This is a genomic window from Neisseria sp. MVDL19-042950, from assembly GCF_030504625.1.
Lineage (GTDB): Bacteria > Pseudomonadota > Gammaproteobacteria > Burkholderiales > Neisseriaceae > Neisseria.
In genome coordinates this window covers 23,164-40,940 of sequence record NZ_JAUKWH010000002.1, presented here as the reverse complement: position 1 = coordinate 40,940, position 17,777 = coordinate 23,164, and the positions used below count along the sequence as shown (strand labels likewise).

Annotated in this window: 19 protein-coding genes; 12 read left to right on the top strand and 7 right to left on the bottom strand. The window is 52.3% G+C overall.

The window, feature by feature from the left end:
* Positions 1 to 46: 46 nt before the first annotated feature.
* From kdsB to lpxK, 4 genes are read right to left on the bottom strand one after another with little or no spacing between them, the layout of a single operon-like run.
* Positions 47 to 805, bottom strand: a complete 759-nt coding sequence (kdsB, locus tag Q0X97_RS01835; RefSeq protein WP_302067125.1) for a 3-deoxy-manno-octulosonate cytidylyltransferase — start codon at positions 803 to 805, stop codon at positions 47 to 49.
* Positions 802 to 984, bottom strand: a complete 183-nt coding sequence (locus tag Q0X97_RS01830; RefSeq protein WP_302067126.1) for a Trm112 family protein — start codon at positions 982 to 984, stop codon at positions 802 to 804. Before Q0X97_RS01830 ends, kdsB begins: the two co-directional genes overlap by 4 nt.
* Before the next feature lie 16 nt (positions 985 to 1,000).
* Positions 1,001 to 1,543: a DUF2059 domain-containing protein gene (locus tag Q0X97_RS01825; RefSeq protein WP_302067127.1), complete on the bottom strand. Its 543-nt coding sequence runs from the start codon at positions 1,541 to 1,543 to the stop codon at positions 1,001 to 1,003.
* Complete coding sequence (gene lpxK, locus Q0X97_RS01820) at positions 1,543 to 2,571, bottom strand: tetraacyldisaccharide 4'-kinase (RefSeq protein WP_302067129.1); 1,029 nt, start codon at positions 2,569 to 2,571, stop codon at positions 1,543 to 1,545. The genes Q0X97_RS01825 and lpxK overlap by 1 nt, the downstream gene beginning before the upstream one ends.
* 370 nt (positions 2,572 to 2,941) lie before the next feature.
* Between lpxK and Q0X97_RS01815 the strand changes: the two genes are divergently transcribed.
* The 7 genes from Q0X97_RS01815 to Q0X97_RS01785 all read left to right on the top strand — a co-directional run bounded on the left by Q0X97_RS01815 (position 2,942) and on the right by Q0X97_RS01785 (position 11,151).
* Positions 2,942 to 3,499 carry a YbhB/YbcL family Raf kinase inhibitor-like protein gene (locus tag Q0X97_RS01815; protein ID WP_302067130.1) on the top strand — a complete coding sequence of 186 codons (558 nt, stop codon included), beginning with the start codon at positions 2,942 to 2,944 and terminating at the stop codon, positions 3,497 to 3,499.
* Positions 3,500 to 3,598: 99 nt separating this feature from the next.
* The gene (gene xseA, locus Q0X97_RS01810) at positions 3,599 to 4,954 is read left to right on the top strand and encodes an exodeoxyribonuclease VII large subunit (protein ID WP_302067131.1); all 1,356 of its coding nucleotides are present in this window, start codon (positions 3,599 to 3,601) and stop codon (positions 4,952 to 4,954) included.
* 168 nt (positions 4,955 to 5,122) lie between these two features.
* Entirely contained in the window at positions 5,123 to 7,684 is a 2,562-nt protein-coding gene (gene glnD, locus Q0X97_RS01805) for a [protein-PII] uridylyltransferase (RefSeq protein WP_302067132.1), read from the top strand.
* Positions 7,685 to 7,844: 160 nt separating this feature from the next.
* Positions 7,845 to 8,735, top strand: a complete 891-nt coding sequence (locus Q0X97_RS01800; protein WP_302067133.1) for an NAD(+) kinase — start codon at positions 7,845 to 7,847, stop codon at positions 8,733 to 8,735.
* Between the two features lie 83 nt (positions 8,736 to 8,818).
* Complete coding sequence (locus tag Q0X97_RS01795; protein WP_302067134.1) at positions 8,819 to 9,661, top strand: neutral zinc metallopeptidase; 843 nt, start codon at positions 8,819 to 8,821, stop codon at positions 9,659 to 9,661.
* A 179-nt stretch (positions 9,662 to 9,840) separates the two neighbouring features.
* Entirely contained in the window at positions 9,841 to 10,467 is a 627-nt protein-coding gene (gene purN / locus Q0X97_RS01790) for a phosphoribosylglycinamide formyltransferase (protein ID WP_302067135.1), read from the top strand.
* A 21-nt stretch (positions 10,468 to 10,488) separates the two neighbouring features.
* Positions 10,489 to 11,151 (top strand): DUF3108 domain-containing protein, encoded by a 663-nt coding sequence (locus Q0X97_RS01785; protein ID WP_302067136.1) that lies wholly within the window; start codon positions 10,489 to 10,491, stop codon positions 11,149 to 11,151.
* A gap of 75 nt (positions 11,152 to 11,226) precedes the next feature.
* On the opposite strand, the gene Q0X97_RS01780 is transcribed toward Q0X97_RS01785, so the two are convergent.
* A complete protein-coding gene (locus tag Q0X97_RS01780) occupies positions 11,227 to 12,540 on the bottom strand; it encodes an anaerobic C4-dicarboxylate transporter (protein WP_302067137.1) in 1,314 nt (437 codons plus the stop codon).
* Positions 12,541 to 12,927: 387 nt separating this feature from the next.
* Between Q0X97_RS01780 and grcA the strand changes: the two genes are divergently transcribed.
* The gene (gene grcA / locus Q0X97_RS01775) at positions 12,928 to 13,314 is read left to right on the top strand and encodes an autonomous glycyl radical cofactor GrcA (RefSeq protein WP_302067138.1); all 387 of its coding nucleotides are present in this window, start codon (positions 12,928 to 12,930) and stop codon (positions 13,312 to 13,314) included.
* A 201-nt stretch (positions 13,315 to 13,515) separates the two neighbouring features.
* Here the strand turns inward: grcA and clpA are convergent, their stop codons facing one another.
* Entirely contained in the window at positions 13,516 to 15,801 is a 2,286-nt protein-coding gene (gene clpA, locus Q0X97_RS01770; protein WP_302067139.1) for an ATP-dependent Clp protease ATP-binding subunit ClpA, read from the bottom strand.
* Positions 15,802 to 15,806: 5 nt separating this feature from the next.
* Positions 15,807 to 16,118, bottom strand: a complete 312-nt coding sequence (clpS, locus tag Q0X97_RS01765) for an ATP-dependent Clp protease adapter ClpS (RefSeq protein WP_302067140.1) — start codon at positions 16,116 to 16,118, stop codon at positions 15,807 to 15,809.
* Between the two features lie 249 nt (positions 16,119 to 16,367).
* Between clpS and Q0X97_RS01760 the strand changes: the two genes are divergently transcribed.
* The 4 genes from Q0X97_RS01760 to smpB all read left to right on the top strand — a co-directional run bounded on the left by Q0X97_RS01760 (position 16,368) and on the right by smpB (position 17,583).
* Complete coding sequence (locus Q0X97_RS01760; RefSeq protein ID WP_085390429.1) at positions 16,368 to 16,571, top strand: cold-shock protein; 204 nt, start codon at positions 16,368 to 16,370, stop codon at positions 16,569 to 16,571.
* Positions 16,572 to 16,652: 81 nt separating this feature from the next.
* Positions 16,653 to 16,868, top strand: a complete 216-nt coding sequence (locus Q0X97_RS01755; protein WP_302067141.1) for a branched-chain amino acid ABC transporter — start codon at positions 16,653 to 16,655, stop codon at positions 16,866 to 16,868.
* Positions 16,855 to 17,073, top strand: coding sequence for a DUF1653 domain-containing protein (locus Q0X97_RS01750; protein ID WP_302067142.1), 219 nt, complete (start codon positions 16,855 to 16,857; stop codon positions 17,071 to 17,073). The genes Q0X97_RS01755 and Q0X97_RS01750 overlap by 14 nt, the downstream gene beginning before the upstream one ends.
* Before the next feature lie 63 nt (positions 17,074 to 17,136).
* On the top strand, positions 17,137 to 17,583 hold the full coding sequence (gene smpB / locus Q0X97_RS01745) for an SsrA-binding protein SmpB (protein ID WP_302067143.1): 447 nt from the start codon (positions 17,137 to 17,139) through the stop codon (positions 17,581 to 17,583).
* The last annotated feature ends 194 nt before the right edge of the window (positions 17,584 to 17,777 follow it).

Here is a 17,777-nt window from a genome sequence, read left to right as displayed (position 1 = left end):
GGCCGTCTGAAACTATCTTTCAGACGGCCTTTCATTATCATTAAAGCTATCGCGGAAACACTTCCCTTACCCTATCCAAATCTTCCTGCGTATCCACACCGGCGGCGGGAGCCTCGGCGGTGATTCTTACCGCAATCGGGTGGCCGTGCCACAACACACGCAGTTGCTCCAAAGATTCGGTGCTTTCCAGCGGCGACGCACTCATGGCGGCATAATCTTTCAGAAAACCGGCACGGTAGGCATAAATACCGATGTGTCGCAGCGGCACGGTTTCTTTCGATACCTCGCGCCTGCCCTCGCGCATCAGATCGCGCGGATAAGCAATCGGCGCACGGCTGAAATAGATGGCGTTGCCGTTTTTCGCCAGCACCACTTTAACCACATTGGGATTAAGGAATTCGTCGAAATCACTAATTTCATGCGCGGCAGTGGCCATCGGTGCGCCGTTTTCCGCCAACACCTCGGCCGTTTGGTTAATCAGATCGGGGTCGATCAGCGGCTCGTCGCCCTGCACGTTTACCACGATGGTTTCGGCAGGCAAGTTCAGCTTTTCGGCGGCTTCGGCCAAACGGGTGGTGCCGCTTTCGTGTTTATCCGAAGTCATCACCACTTCCACGCCGTGGGTTTTGCAGGCCGTCTGAATATCGGCGTGGTCGGTTGCCACCACCACGCGCGCCGCCGCACTCTTGGCGGCTTGTTCGGCCACACGCACCACCATCGGCTTGCCGTGGATGTCGGCCAGCGCTTTGAGCGGCAGCCTCGAAGACGACAAACGGGCGGGAATCAAAACGATAAATTCCGTCATGCGTGCAGCTCTTCTTCAGTGAGTTGGCGGGCTTCGTTTTCAAGCATGTAAGGAATGCCGTCTTTAATCGGATAAGCCAGCTTGCTTTGGCGGCACCATAATTCCTGCAATTCGGGTTTGTATTCCAACGGTGCTTTGCTGACCGGGCAGACGAGAATATCTAAAAATTTCTTTTCCATCGATTTATTTACCTTTTCAATTACATTCATCTTTGCCGCAAACCAACCGGTTGATTTCGCGTTTCAAGCGCGGCGCGTTTTGCTGTTGGTAATCATTGAGCTGCTTTTGCATCAGATTATTCATCGGCACCATCACCGCCTGCAAATATTGCGGCATTTTGGCATTGATCGATTTGCCGACGGGCGAGCTGTAAAACTTAATCAACGCATCCACTTCTTCTTGGGTAAACACTTTCGCCCCGCCCTCAATGCCGACCTTGCGGATTTCGGCACGCATTTGCGGCGTATTCATCTGTTTAACCATCTGCTCGGCATACCGGTTGATTTTGGCGGCCACCGCATCGCGTTTGGCGGCCGGAATTTGTTTAAACCAATCTTGCGATTGCAGTTGCTCTTTGGCAAATGAAGGAACGCTCCTGTTCATTTCGTCGAGCATTTTATCGAACTGCTGCACTTCAAACAGCTTTTCCAACGAAGCCTTGCTTGCCTCTGCCGCCCAAACCGAACCTGCTGCCAAACACAAAGCGGTGGCCAATACCCATTTATTCTTCATCTTCATCACTTCTCCCTGATGTCTTTCAGACGGCCTGCCACAAACGCCGCCAAATCAGGTTCGATTATCGCACAAACAGGCAGCACCCACACATTTTCCGCGAGGCCGTCTGAAAGTTTTACCGCGTCTTTTTCAGTAACCAGCACAATATCGGCGGCGGGCAACTCGGCGGCGGAAATATCGGCGTGGTCGGGCAGCGCACGGGTTTCCGACAACGCAATGCCCATGCCGCGCAAAGTGTCGAAAAAACGTTCCGGCTTGGCAATTCCCGCCACCGCCGCCGCTTTTTTGCCCGCCAAACCGCCGATATCGAGTTTTTCATGCGGACGGTTCAGGCGGTAAATCTCTCCCGCCTCCACACGGCTTGCAAACAGGTTTTCAGACGGCCTGAAATAAGCTCTGTCCAAACCGCCTTTACAGCCGCTCACCACCACCGCATCCGCCGACTGCAACCGCGAAAAAGGCTCGCGCAAACCGCCGTTGGGCAGTAAATCCAAATCGCGTCGGCCCATATCGGCAAACGGAAAGACCACAATTTCCAAATCGCGCTGCAACGCATAATGCTGCAAGCCGTCGTCGGCCACCATTACCTGCACATCGGGAAACGCCGCCAGCAACGCCCTGCCCGCCTGCGCACGGTTGCCGCCCACCGCCGTCGGCGCGCCGGTTTGGCGATACAGCAGCAGGGGTTCGTCGCCCGCATCCGCCGCCGTGCTGTTTTCATCCAGCACATGCACCGCCGCATTCTTGCGGCCGTAACCGCGGCTGATGATGCCCGCCCTGATCCCACGCGCCTGCAATCCGGCCACCAGCGCGGAAACCACCGGCGTTTTACCCGCCCCGCCCGCATGAATGTTACCTACCACCACCACCGGCACCAGCAGCTTTTCGCTTTTCAGACGGCCTGTCCGATAACGTTCGCGACGAATGGCGGAGGCCGTCTGAAACAGGTACGACAAAGGCTTCAGCAAAACAGCCAGCACGGGATTGGGGGTTTGCCAATGGCGTTCGATGATTTGGTGGAGTTTGGGCATTTCAGACGGCCTCTCGGAATATGTGCACTACGAATATTTTACCGTACCTAACCCTCTTCGGGCACAAACACCTTCCGAAGATGAGATTACAATTGAATATCTATAAAAACAAATAGTTAAGATACTTTCTCTTTCTAGAAAACAAGATGGAAGCATATTTATTTGATAACATTCAAACAACGGGAGAAAGTGCCGAGGCAGGCTTTTCCAACCTCGTTGCTTTAGCAATAGGCCTGATATAATATCCTTGTCCCACATACAATGATTATCATTATGCATAATATGATGCATCGATTGATTAGCGCAACATGATATATCATGCTACTTTCTTCTTTAATCGCCACTTTCTATGTTAAAGGAATCACTCTATATGTATAAAAAATTATTTGCCGCCGTTATTATCAGCCTGTCTTCATCTGCCGCCTTTGCCGCCGGTGCGTTCACTCTGAAGGCAGACGATATCAAAAACGGCCGTTTCGGTTCGCAGCAAGTCTTAAGCGAAGATTACGGTTTCGGCTGTTCCGGCGAAAACCTTTCCCCCGCCTTATCTTGGAAAAATGCTCCCAAAGGCACTAAAAGCTTTGTACTTACCATTTACGACAAAGATGCCCCGACAGGTTTGGGTTGGGTACATTGGGTAGTCGCCAATATTCCTGCCAATGTTAACAAATTGCCGGCCGGCATTACCGCCGACGGCAAAAATCTGCCGGCCGGAGCACTGCAAACCCGTACCGATTTCGGCAATCCCGGTTATGGCGGAGCCTGCCCGCCCAAAGGCAGAAAACACCGTTATGAAATAACCCTAACCGCTTTAAAAATAGACAAGCTGCCCAATGTTGCGCCGGACTCCATGCCGGCCTTAGTCGGTTTCCTAACTAAAGCAAACTCATTAGGTTCGGCAAAAGTTACCGTCGTATACCAACGCTAACAACAACTCAAGGCGGCGATTGCCGCCTTGAGTTGTTGTAACGCATACTTATAATGTGTCATATCCAAATTCTACCTCATTGATACCGCCCAAACCGCCATGTCCGAACTCTTCGCCCCTGCCGCCATTTCCGTTTCCGAATTGAACGCCCTAGCCAGAAGCCTGCTGGAAGACAACCTGTTCGGGCTGTGGGTGGCGGGCGAAGTGTCCAACCTCACCCGCGCCGCCAGCGGGCATTACTATTTTTCGCTCAAAGACAGCCGCGCCCAAGTGCGCTGCGCCATGTTTAAAGGCACGGCGGCGAAGTTGGCCGCTCCTTTGAAAGAAGGCGACCATATCGAGCTGACCGGCAAAATCAGCATTTACGAAGCGCGCGGCGAGTTTCAAATTACCGTGAACGAAGTGCGCCTGAAAGGTTTGGGGCAGCTTTACGAAGCCTACGAAAAACTGAAAGCCCAATTGCAGGCCGAGGGCGTGTTTGCGGCGGAACGCAAAAAACCGCTGCCCGCCCACCCGCGCACCATCGGTATCGTAACCAGCCTTGCCGCGGCGGCTTTGCGCGACGTGGTCAGCACGTTGAAACGCCGTGCGCCGGAAATCCCCGTGATTGTGTACCCGACCGCAGTTCAAGGCGCGGGCAGCGAATTTCAGATCGCCCAAGCGATTCAGACGGCCTCTGCGCGTGCCGAAGCAGACGTGTTAATCGTGTGTCGCGGCGGGGGCAGCATCGAAGATTTGTGGGCGTTTAACGAAGAGCCGGTCGTGCGGGCGATTGAGGCGTGCGAAATTCCCGTAGTCAGCGGCGTGGGGCATGAAACCGATTTCACGCTGGCGGATTTTGTCGCCGACGTGCGCGCACCCACGCCCACGGGTGCGGCAGAACTGGTCAGCCCCAACCGCTTGGAGTCGCTGCACAAGCTCGCACAGGCACAAGGCCGTCTGAAAACCGTGTTGGAGCAACGTTATTACGATGCCAGCCAGCGCGTCGATTGGTTCGCCCGCCAAATCCGCCACCCGCAGCAAAAGTTAAACGAACAGCGCAACCAACTTGCCGCCTTGCAACAGTCGCTGCGCTTTTCCATGCAAAATAACCACCGCTTCAATGTGCAGAAGCTCGCCCGCCAACAGCAAACCCTCGCCCATCTGCGCCCCGATATTTCAACATCCAAACGCGACGTAATGCGTTTTCAGACGGCCTTACAGCAAAGCCGGTTGTCTTTGTTCGCGCTGTACCGCCAACGCCTTGAGAAACAGGCCGCCCTGCTCGAAGCCGTGTCGCCGCAACACATTTTGGAACGCGGCTTCAGCGTGGTTAAAAACAGCCGCGGCCAAGTCATCCGCAGCGCCCATGCTTTGAAGCAAGGCCAGAAACTGCACATTACCTTTGCCGACGGCGAAACCGACGTGCGCGTAACCAGCGAACATAAGCAGCCGGATTTGTTTGATTATTCTTAAAACCTGAGCGTATCGGGTGCAGAGGCCGTCTGAAAACCTTTCAGACGGCCTCAAACCTTTTTGCGCCATCAACAACGCCCCGTACAGTCGGATATAATAACAAGGTCGCCAACCCTTTTGCAGAGGCCGTCTGAAAGGTTTTCAGACGGCCTGCTACGGAAACCCGCCATGCAAACCGTGATTCAATCCGCCGTTCAAGAGCTGCAATCGGAAAAGCAGCAAGCCGTTGCAGCCTACCGCAGCAAACGCCAGCCGATGATGTTTTTCGAGCGTTACGGCAAAGCATTGGAAAAAATGCTGTCGGTGTTGTGGCGGGAACTGTTCGGCAACAGCCATTTATGCCTGCTGGCCACGGGCGGATTCGGGCGCGAAGAGATGTATCCGTGTTCCGACTTGGATTTGGCCGTCGTGTCACCCGATCCGCTCACGCCCGAAGAGCAGGAAAAAATTGCCGGATTCGTGCAGATTCTGTGGGACATGAAACTCGCACCGGCCGTGAAGAGCGGCGGCATAGAAGAATTGTGCGACAGCGTGCGCGACGACATCACCGGCGACACCGCCCTGCTCGAAGCACGTTTTTTATCCGGCAACCGCCAAGCGGCCGACCGCTTGTTGCAACGGCTGAGTTTGCAGCGCGATACCGCCTCGTTTATCGAATCCAAACTGCTGGAAATGGAGCAGCGGCATACCAAATCGCAAGGTTCCGGAGCGGTGTTGGAGCCGAACATCAAAACCTGCCCCGGCGGGTTGCGCGACATCCACACCATTTTGTGGTTGGCCAAAGCGCAAGATTTGGACGCGCCGATACACACGTTGATCGCCCAAGGCATCATCACCCGCACCGAAGCGGGTATGCTCATGAACAGCCACAAACGGCTGGCCTCCATCCGCATCGAGCTGCATTTGGCCGCCGGCCGTGCCGAAGACCGTCTGATTTTCAATCTGCAAAGCCAAGTGGCGGAAAACATGGGTTGGTACGACGATGAAAAACACATCAAAAGCGAAAAATTAATGCGAGTGTTTTACCGCGCCGTCAAAATCGTCAAACAGCTCAACGGCATTCTGCTGCCCATGCTGCGCGGGCGCATTTATTCGCTGCTGCCGCGCTCGGTACACGATATCGACGAAGACTATTATCAGGTAGGCAACCAAATTGCCGTGAGAAATAAAGAGCTGTTTGCACACCACCCCGAACACATCTTCAAAATCGTCGAAATCCTGCAAAGCCGCAACGATCTCACTTCGCTCGCCCCCAAAACCCTGCGCGCATGGTGGGCGGCCACCCGCAAAATCAACCGCGGTTTTTATGACAATCCCGCCAACCGCCGGCGTTTTGCCGGATTTTTCAAAAACGGCGACGGCTTAACCCATATATTGCGTTTTCTCAATCTATACGGCGTATTGGGGCGTTACCTGCCCGCATGGGGGAAAATCGTCGGTCTTCTCCAGCACGATTTGTTCCATGTTTATCCGGTAGACGACCATATCCTGATGGTGGTGCGCAACATGCGCCGCCTCGCGTTAGATTCGCACAGCCACGAACTGCCGTCGGTTTCCGCGCTGATGCACTCGTTCCCCAAACAGTATGTGCTTTATCTGGCGGCGTTTTTCCACGATATCGCCAAAGGCCGGGGCGGAGATCATGCCGTACAGGGCATGGCCGATGCGCGCGATTTTGCCGCCGACCATTTTTTGGATGCGGAAGAAAGCGAATTGCTGGTGTGGCTGGTGGAAAACCATCTGCTGATGTCGGCCACCGCCCAAAAAGAAGACATCCAAGACCCCGATGTCGTCAATCATTTCTGCGGCAAAGTGAAAACACCCGAACGCTTAACCGCGCTTTACCTGCTCACCGTGGCCGACATACGCGGCACCAACCCCAAACTCTGGAACGGCTGGCGCGCCGGCCTGCTGGAAAACCTGTTTCACGCCGCCATACGGCGTTTTGCCGGCGAAAGCGGCAACCGCACCGTCATCGTCAGCCGCCGCCAACAGGGAGCGGCCGACCAGCTCACCTGCGCCGGCACGCCCGACAAACAGCAGAAACAGCTTTGGCGCGCGCTCGGCTCGGCTTATTTCGTGCGCCACGAATTGCAGGAAATCCTGTGGCACACCGCCAACCTCGTCCATTGCCTTGAAGAACCGCAGATACGCAGCCGCCTGCTGCCCGAAAGCGACACGCTTCAGGTAATGGCCTTCATGCCCAACGGCCCGCGCCTGTTTGCCGGCTTGTGCCGCATTTTCAGCCGCCACAGTTTGGATATCCTCACCGCCCGCGCTTTCGTTACCGAACACAACTACATTCTCGATACGTTTATCGTGCAAATGCCGCCGCAATACGGTTATGCCGACTATCCCAACATCCAAAGCGCGCTTGAAGCCGAACTGAACAATTTCGTGCACGGCCATATCAACGGCGGCAACGACGAACGCCGCACCGTCCGCAGCCGCCGCAGCCGCCACCTGCCGATTACGCCGAACGTGCTGCTGATACCCGAAGAAGACGCGCCCGGCTGGTACACGCTGGAGATTGTCGCCGTCAACCGCCCCTACCTGCTGGCGGATGTGGCCGGCGTGTTGTCCGATCAAAACATCAGCGTGCGCTATGCAAAAATCGCCACCCTCGACGAGCGCGTGGAAGACAGTTTCCTGCTGTACAGCCCCGAACTCGACACGCCGAAAACCCAGCTTGCCCTGAAACAGGCTCTGTTGGAACAACTGAGCGTCTGAGCAGGCCGTCTGCAGGCCGTCTGAATTTGATTCGTTTCAGACGGCCTGCATCCTTTCCGATATATTCCAAACGCTTACCGCCCTTCCGACTACATGCGTTTTCAGGCCGTCTGAAAAACCGCTATAATCTAAGTTTACGACACCCGCAACGGATTGCGCCATGAACAGCCAATTCAAACACATCGGCATCGTTACCCGCCCGCAAACACCCGGCATTCGGGAAAACCTGCACACTTTGGTGGATTTCCTACATAACGCCGGGCTGGATATTTATCTTGACGAAGCCAGCGTTCAAGACGATACGGCGGCCGCGCAGGACGCAGCCCTCTGCCACATTGCCGATAAAGAAAACCTCGGCAAAAAATGCGATTTGGTCATCGTGCTCGGCGGCGACGGCACTTTCCTGTCCGTCGCCCGCAAACTTGCTCCGTACCGCGTTCCGGTTATCGGTGTCAATCAAGGCCATCTGGGATTCTTAACCCAAGTGCCGCGCGAAAGCATGGTGCACGGCTTGAGCGGCATGCTTACCGGCAAATACCTGCCCGAAGAGCGCATTTTGCTGGAAACCTCGCTGCACCGTAACGGCGAAACGGTTACCACTTCGCTGGCGCTCAACGATGTGGTGCTTTCTCGCGGCGGCGCAGGGCAGATGATTGAGTTCGAAGTGTTCATTAACAAAGAATTCGTTTACACCCAGCGTTCGGACGGCCTGATCGTATCCACGCCCACCGGCTCCACCGCCTACGCACTTGCCGCCGGCGGCCCGATTATGCAGGCCAGTCTGCGCGCGTTCACTTTGGTGCCGATTTGCCCGCAATCGATGACCAACCGGCCGATTGCCGTTTCGGACACCTGCGAAATCGAAATCCTGATTACCAAAAGCGGCGATGCCCGCGTCCACTTCGACGGCCAGTCTTTCGTCGACGTACAAAACTTCGACCGCATCCAAATCCACCGCTACCGCCACCCGCTGCGCGTTTTACACCCCACCGACTACCAATACTACAAAACCCTGCGCCAGAAACTGCACTGGGGCGAACAGCTTATCTGAGGCCGTCTGAAAACAGTTCGGTTCGGTAAAACAAACAGATACCGTATAATGTCCGCAACAACCAATACAAAAGGAATCCAACCATGCGCTGGGAAGGAAGAAAACGAAGTTCAAACGTGGAAGACCGCCGCGGCCAAGGCGGGCGCATTCCGGGCGGTAAAGGCACCGGCATCATCGGCATCATCATTTTATTGATCGGCGCATATTACGGCGTGGACTTATCGGGCGTAGTCGGCACCCCGGGCATCGGCTCCCCCGCCGTGCAGCAAACCAAACTCGACAGCAAACTGGAAGCCCAACTGAAAGCAATCGCCGAAGTAACGCTTGCCAGCACCGAAACCGTATGGAGCGAGTATTTCGCCAAAAACGGCAGCCGTTATGCCGCACCTACGCTCGTGCTTTACACCGCCGGCACGCAAACCGCCTGCGGTACGGGACAAGCTGCCATGGGGCCGTTTTACTGCCCTGCCGACCGTAAAGTTTATCTGGATTTGTCTTTCTACGAAGATATGCGTAAAAAACTCGGCGCTTCGGGTGATGCGGCTTTTGCTTATGTGATCGCCCACGAAGTCGGCCATCATGTGCAAAACCTGCTTGGTGTATTGCCGCAAGTGAATCAGGCGCAGCAAACCGCCGGAAAAGCTCAGGCCAACGCCTTGTCGGTCAAACTCGAACTTCAGGCGGACTGTTTCGCCGGCGTATGGGGGCACTACGCCGCCAACGACAATCTGTTTGAACAAGGCGACTTGGAAGAAGCGTTCAATGCCGCCGAAGCCGTCGGCGACGACCGCCTGCAACAGCAATCGCAAGGTTACGTCGTGCCGGACAGCTTCACGCACGGCTCGTCCGCACAACGTCTGGCATGGTTCAAACGCGGCCTGAAAAGTGGCGACATCAACCAATGCAACACATTCGCGTCAAACTGAATCCGTATGATATGCAAAGGCCGTCTGAAAAAAGTTTTCAGACGGCCTTTTCCATATTTGGCTACAATAACGCTTTATTTTCGGCCTGCAACTTTAAAAAGCCGTTAAATTAGGCTAACCCGCTTGCTTGCCCTTTCCCGCAGATTTATCTTAACCGACTCTTTCCATACCGCTTAACCATGAAAAACATCGTTATCCTGATTTCCGGCCGTGGCAGCAACATGCAGGCCATCGTGAATGCCGGCATCCCCAATGCCCGCATCGCCGCCGTATTGAGCAACAATGAAAACGCCGCCGGTTTGGCTTGGGCTGCGGAACGCGGCATCGCCACCGATTGTCTTAACCATAAAAGTTTCGACAGCCGCCTTGAATTCGATCAGGCCATGATACAAAAAATCGACGCATACCAACCCGATTTGGTGGTGCTGGCGGGCTTCATGCGCATTCTCACGCCCGAGTTCTGCCGCCGTTACGAAGGCCGCCTGATCAATATCCACCCTTCCCTGCTGCCCGCCTTTACCGGCCTGCACACACACGAACGCGCGCTGGAAGCCGGCTGCCGGATTGCCGGCTGCACCATCCATTTCGTTACGCCCGAGCTGGATTGCGGCCCGATTATTTCGCAAGGTGTCGTGCCGGTTTACGACAACGATACTGCCAACGACATCGCCGCACGGGTATTGGAAGTGGAACACCTGCTGTTCCCGCAAGCCGTGGCCGATTTTGTAGAAGGCCGTCTGAAAATCAACGGCAACCGCGTGATGAATCCGCAGTGCCGTCCGAAAAACCAACCGTTGCTGGCCTGATTTCCCGAGAAAGGAAACCGCATGAAAAAATTAAGTTTGACCTTACTTGCCGCCGTATTTGCTTCACCGGCATTTGCTTCGGAGCTTCCCCAATCTGCCGAGCTCAAATATTCGGGCAGCTACGGCATTCCCGCCACCATGACTTTTACCCGCAGCGGAAACAGCTACAAAATCGTATCGCGCATCAAAGTGCCGCTATACAGCATCCGCTTCGAATCAGGCGGCACCGTATCCGGCAACACCCTCAAACCCGCCTACTATAAAGACGTGCGCGGCGGCAAAACTTATGCGGAAGCCAAATTCGGCAACGGCCAAGTTACCTACGGAAAAACCGGCGAACAGAAAACCGAAGCCTCTTCCGGCATCACGATGGATTTATTTACCCTCGCATGGCAACTTGCCGCCAACGATGCCAAACTCCCGTCCGGCCTGCGTATTACCAACGGCAAAAAAATCTACCGCGTCGGCAGCCTCAACAGCGCGGGCAGTTCGCAATATAAAATCGGCGGCGGCACGACCACAGTCAACAAATACCGCATCCAACGCGGCGACAGCACGGTCAATTATGCGTTTGCACCGGAATTCAACAATATTCCCGCCCAAATCAGCTACACCGATGACGGCAAAACCTACAATCTCAAACTTACCGGCGTGAAAATCAACGGCAAAGAAGTCAAACCTTGACAATGCGCAATCCGACTAAAGAGGCCGTCTGAAAACTTTTCAGACGGCCTCTTCACAATAAGCATGTTGAATCTATTATAAAAACAGGTTCGCAAACAATAAGCCGAACGCCAAGCTGAACGCCATGCTCAATAAGCCCGGAATCATAAAGCTGTGGTTGAAAATGAAGCGTCCGATTTTGGTTGTGCCCGTACTGTCAAAATCGATTGCCGCGATAATCGGGCCGTAGTTCGGAATGAAGAAATAACCGTTCACCGCCACAAACGTACCAATGATAATCGGAGCAGGCACGCCGAGCGAAATCGCCACGGGGAACAAAGTCGCCACAGTAGCTCCTTGGCTGTTTACCAACACAGACAACACAAACAGCGCAAAAGCAAAAGTCCACGGCGCAGTTTGCACCAAGCCCGATACGGCTTCCTGTACTTCCGGCAAATGGCCGTGCATCAACGTATCGCCCAACCAAGCGATACCGAATACCGCAATCACCGCACGCATACCCGCATGAAATACCGAGCCTTTGGTAATATCGTCGCCATTCGGTTTGCAAAGCAGAATAATCAGCGCGCCGGCCGACAACATCACAATCTCAATCGTATGCGCCATACCCATCGGCTTGCCCTCGAATACCGGACGCAACTCAGGTACCGCCCCCATCAACACCACCAACAAAGCGGCAAAAAGGAAAATACCCAGCGAAACTTTGGCCGTTTTGCTGACTTCCATATTGCTGATATCGACCTGATCTTCACTCATTTCATTATTATCGGAATTTTTCAGCAAGTTCTGATAATGCGGATCGTCTTTCAATTCTTTGCCCATTTTATTCACAAACACACAGGCCAAAGTAATACCCAACACCGTTGCCGGAACCGTTACCTTCAGCACATCTGCCAACGTGATGTTCTGCGGTTCCAAATAGGCGACGCACGCAACCACGGCGGCGGCAATCGGGCTGGCCACGATGGCGAATTGAGAGGCGATCACCGCCATCGAAAGCGGCCGTTCCGGGCGGACACCGTTGCGGCGGCTTACCTCGGCAATAACCGGCAGCACCGAATAAGCAACATGCCCCGTTCCGGCCAATACGGTGAAAGTATAAGTTACCGCCGGTGCCACAAAAGTGATGTATTTCGGATTTTTATACAAAATACGTGTGGCGATTTTAATCATATAGTCCAAACCGCCCGAAGCCTGCATAGCTGCGGCGGCGGACACTACTGCCATAATCATTAACATCACGTCAATCGGCGGGCTGGTAGGCTGCAGGCCGAAACCGAATGCGAGCACGGCCAAACCGATGCCGCCGAACACACCCAAGCCGATGCCGCCTACCCGCGCACCGATCAAGATGCACAGTAAAACGATGGCAAACTGAAGAAAAAACATGATTGTTCACTCCGCAAAATACGAGAATACCGTCATTGTTTTAAATGCTTACCGCAAAGAAAAAACCAACTTGCTTTTTCAATCCGAACGGCATACAAACGATATTGACCTTAATTTGAAAAACCGTAAAACCATGCATATTTGTAACATAATTTCACACAATCTGGAATATGGCGCACAATAATCTTACTTAAATCAAAGAATATAAAAAAATAATAAAAATAATATTATTAAACAGAATCTTAATATATATTCCCCATTATCTTCCCGACAATTCCCTGTAGCTTTCCGTAATTTGATTTAAGTCAATTTAAATTCATACACGGGGTATACAATATTTAACCAGTAATATTAAACACCTAATTTAACAACGAGAAAGGATAAAGCATGATTAAAGGCATTCAAATTACCCAAGCTACCGACTCAGCCTTGCTGAACTCATTCTGGCTGCTTGACGAAGACACCAAAGAAGTACGCTGCTTGTGTTCTCAAGGCACTAAATTCAAAGAAGACGAAGTGGTTGCCCTGTCTGCATTGGGCGAAGTTTCTTACCGTGAAATTCCGGTTGATATCACTGCCCGCCCGAAAGTGGAAGGCGGCCAACATTTGAACGTAAACGTGCTTACCCGCGAAACGCTCGAAGATGCCGTAGCCAATCCTGACAAATATCCGCAGCTGACTATCCGCGTTTCAGGTTATGCCGTTCGTTTCAATTCCCTGACTCCCGAGCAACAACGCGACGTTATTGCCCGTACCTTTACCAATAGTCTGTAAAAAGTCAGAAAAGCAATGCCGCTGTTTTATACGGCGGCATTTTTTTATGCGTGGAGAAATCCGGCAGCCTGTCTTCGGCTTGCCCTTTGTATCAATTACGGTTAATCAACTATATATCCAAATCCGATACCCCATCGGCAAACCAAAGGCCGTCTGAAAACATCTTCAACATCTTTTCAGACGGCCTTTCCAACCAAACAATCACACAGCCGCTTCCACCGTTTCCTTACGCTCTGAAAGTTTCTTGAACCCCAACACGGCTTCTTCTTTTTCGGCGTTCCAGTCTATCCGCACGAACCCGCCGTCTGCAAGTTTGCCGAACAGCAATTCATCGGCCAGAGCCTTACGGATTTTGTCTTGAATCAGCCTGTTCATCGGGCGCGCACCCATTTGCGGATCAAAGCCTTTTTTCGCCAGATATTGACGCAATGCAGGGGTAAATTCAACTTCCACTTTTTTATCGAGCAATTGCTGCTCAAGCTGAAGCAGGAATTTGTCCACCACTTTGGCAATCACCGCTTCGTCTAAAGGAGCAAAAGAAATCACGGCATCCAAGCGGTTGCGGAATTCCGGCGAAAACTGCTTGTTGATGGCCTGCATTTCATCACCGCGCTCCCGTTTGGGCGTAAACCCTACTCCGGGCCTGCTCAAACTTTCCGCACCGGCATTGGTAGTCATGATAATGATTACATTGCGGAAATCGGCGCTTTTGCCGTTATTGTCGGTAAGCCTGCCGTAATCCATCACCTGCAACAGCACATTGAAAATATCGGGATGTGCTTTTTCGATTTCGTCCAACAACAATACGCAGAACGGCTGCTTGCTGATGGCCTCGGTCAACAAACCGCCCTGTTCGAAACCGACATATCCCGGCGGGGAACCGATCAGGCGCGATACGGCATGGCGTTCCATATATTCCGACATGTCGAAACGCTGCAACGGCACACCGAGCGAAAAAGCAAGCTGCTTGGCCACTTCGGTTTTACCGACACCGGTCGGGCCGGAAAACAGAAAACTGCCGATGGGTTTTTCAGGCTGCCCCAACCCCGAACGTGCCATTTTTACGGCCGCCACCAACGCATCAATGGCGTTATCCTGCCCGAATACCATGTTTTTCAGATTGCGGCCCAAATATTGCAACACCTGTTTATCGTCGTGCGAAACGGTTTTTTCAGGAATACGAGCCACTTTCGCCACCACCGCTTCGATCTGCGCTTTGCCGATTACTTTTTTCTGTTTGGATTTCGGCAAAATCCGTTGCGCAGCACCGGCTTCATCCATCACATCGATTGCTTTATCAGGCAGAAAGCGGTCGTTGATATAGCGGGCGGAAAGTTCGGCAGCCGCCTCCAATGCCGCGCCGGTATAGCGCACCTGATGGAAACTTTCAAACATCGGTTTCAGGCCGCGCAAAATCTGCACGGTTTCGGCGATACTGGGTTCGACAATGTCGATTTTTTGAAAACGGCGGCTCAGAGCATGGTCTTTATCGAAAATAGTGCGGTATTCGTCGTAAGTTGTCGCACCGATACAGCGCAACTGCCCTTTGGCCAAAGCAGGCTTGAGCAAATTGGAAGCATCCATCGTGCCGCCCGAAACACTGCCGGCTCCGATGATGGTATGAATCTCATCCACAAACAAAATGGCGTTCGGAATTTGGGTAAGCTGTTTTAAGACGGCCTTTACCCGCGCTTCAAAGTCTCCGCGATATTTGGTACCCGCCAACAGCGAACCCATATCCAGCGAAAACACCGTTGCCTCTTGCAAAGTTTCCGGCACGCTGCCGTTCACAATCTGATGCGCCAGCCCTTCCGCCAGCGCGGTTTTTCCTACGCCGGCTTCCCCGACCAAAATCGGATTGTTTTTACGGCGGCGGCACAGCACTTGCACCAAACGCTCCATTTCATGCTTGCGGCCGATCAAAGGGTCGATACGCCCCGCTTTCACTTCGGCATTCAGATTCACGGTGTAGCTGGCCAAAGCATCGCTGTTTTCCGAGGATGCAGAACCGCCCTCCGAATAATCGTCGCTATCTTCATGATGGTTTTCGGATGCCGTACCGTAAGCCAAAGAACGCAAAACATCGTAACGGCTTACCGACTGCAATTGCAGAAAATACACCGCATGGCTTTCATTCTCGCTCATCAGGGCAACCAGTATATCGAGCGGATACACTTCCTTTTTATCGGCCGATTGCGCATGCATGATGGCCCGCTGCACAACGCGCTGAAAACCGATGGTGGGTTGTGTTTCGGTTCGATCAAACAGGTGCTGCGGCAGCTCGGGCGTATTTTCTTCGATACTTTCTTCAAGCTGGCGCGACAGAATATGGCAGTCCGCCCCGCATTGCTCCAACACATTGCGTACGTCCTGACTGTGCTCGATAAGTGCCAGCAATAAATGTTCCAAACTGATCAACTCATGTTTTTTCTCCCGCGCATGTGCATAAATATGTTGCAGAATCTGTTCAAGTTCGGCGGAAATCATTTAATTTAAACCTCCTCAATAATACATTGCAGCGGATGCCCTTCGCTCTTCGCCCACTGCATCACCTGCTGTTGTTTGGTATGAGCGATATCGTGCGTATAAGTGCCGCACAATCCTTTGCCTTCGTGATGAACCAGCAACATAACCGCCACCGCTTTATCTTGCGGCAGCATGAAAATTTCCGTCAACACCTGAACCACAAAATCCATTGTGGTGTAGTCGTCGTTCAATAAAAACACACCGTATTTTTTCGGTGGGGGAACCTTCTCTTTGGCGGTTTCATTTTCAGTTTTGTGTTTGATATTCACTTTACTCATACTAAATCTTTATAAGCATTTCAAATGTGGTTTATGTTGTTTTTTGCGTTATTTTAATAAATTTCGGTTTTTTTCCCAAACACTACTTGACTACACTCCTTAACATAGGTAAAAAGCCTTCCTAAGCAGAGCTTGGCATCTCGGCATAAAGCATAATGGTTTGGAGAAACTCAAAACTTTTAAGTTGTCCGCTTTGCCTATATTTGCTGTTTTCATTATTTTTTTGTTATTTTTAGTATAGGAAGTGCAATGGCAACCGGTATTGTTAAATGGTTTAACGACGCTAAAGGTTTTGGTTTTATTACTCCGGACGAAGGTGGTGAAGATTTGTTCGCCCACTTCTCTGCAATCAACATGGAAGGTTTCAAAACATTGAAAGAAGGCCAACGCGTTTCTTTCGAAGTTACTACCGGCCCTAAAGGCAAGCAAGCCGCCAACATTCAGGCTGCTTAATTTGATTGAACCGGTTTTTCCGGCTGCAATAACCAAACTATGGCGGGTTTCCAACCTGCCATTCGTTTTTTCAGACGGCCTATGAATCCCGACTACCAGCGTGCTTTACAACAACTCGACGAATTAATGGTTTTTTTTCGCTCCACCGGAGAAGTAAGCTGTGCCGTTGCCGAGCAGGAAGACATTATTCTGATCAAGCTCAACAGCTTGAAGCATACTCTCAAACCTGAAGACACCCAAGCCATACACAATATCGACCGATACTACCGCCGCCACATCCGCCATGACCACGATTAAGCCGGGCATCTACCGCCATTACAAAGGGAATCTATACGAAGTTATCGGCACCGCGCAGCACTCCGAAACCGAAGAAAAAATGGTTGTATACCGCGCTTTATACGGCGATTTCGGATTATGGGTGCGCCCCGCCGGTATGTTTGCGGAAACAATAACCTACAACGGGCGAGAACTGCCGCGCTTTACCTGCATCAAATCATTCTGATTGTTCAGACGGCCTCTGTTAGAATACCGAGGCCGTCTGAAAAACATTTAAGCGATATCCACCATGAGCATAGCCAACAATAAAAAAGCGTTTCACGATTACTTTATTGAAGACCAGATCGAAGCCGGTTTGGTGTTGGAAGGCTGGGAAGTCAAAGCCATCCGTGCCGGCCGCGTGCAGTTGAAAGAAAGCTATATCCATTGGAAAAAAGATGCTTTCTATCTGGTCAGCTGCCATATTACCGCCCTGCCCACCGCATCCACCCACGTGAAACCCGACCCCGTACGCCAACGCAAACTCCTGCTGAAACAATCGGAAATCAACAAGCTCATCGGAAAAACGGAGCGGGCGGGCTACACCATCGTGCCCTTAAATATGCACTACCACCGCGGAAAAATCAAAATGGACATCGGCTTGGCAAAAGGTAAGAAACAGCACGACAAACGCCAAAGCATGAAAGAAGCCGACTGGAAGCGTGAAAAACAACGCCTGATGAAAAATGCGGGATAATCGGTTTCAACATCCGAAGCCGCTTTTCCATAGCGGATTGCTCAAGCCGGCATAATATTTCAACAGTACAAAACACACTTGCAACAAGCCCCTGCACCATTTGAGTAAAAACACGCAAGAATTCTGTTCAAATCTTTTTCAGACGACCTGCCGTTTATACAATGCAGGCCGTCTGAAACTTTTCGGAAAACCGC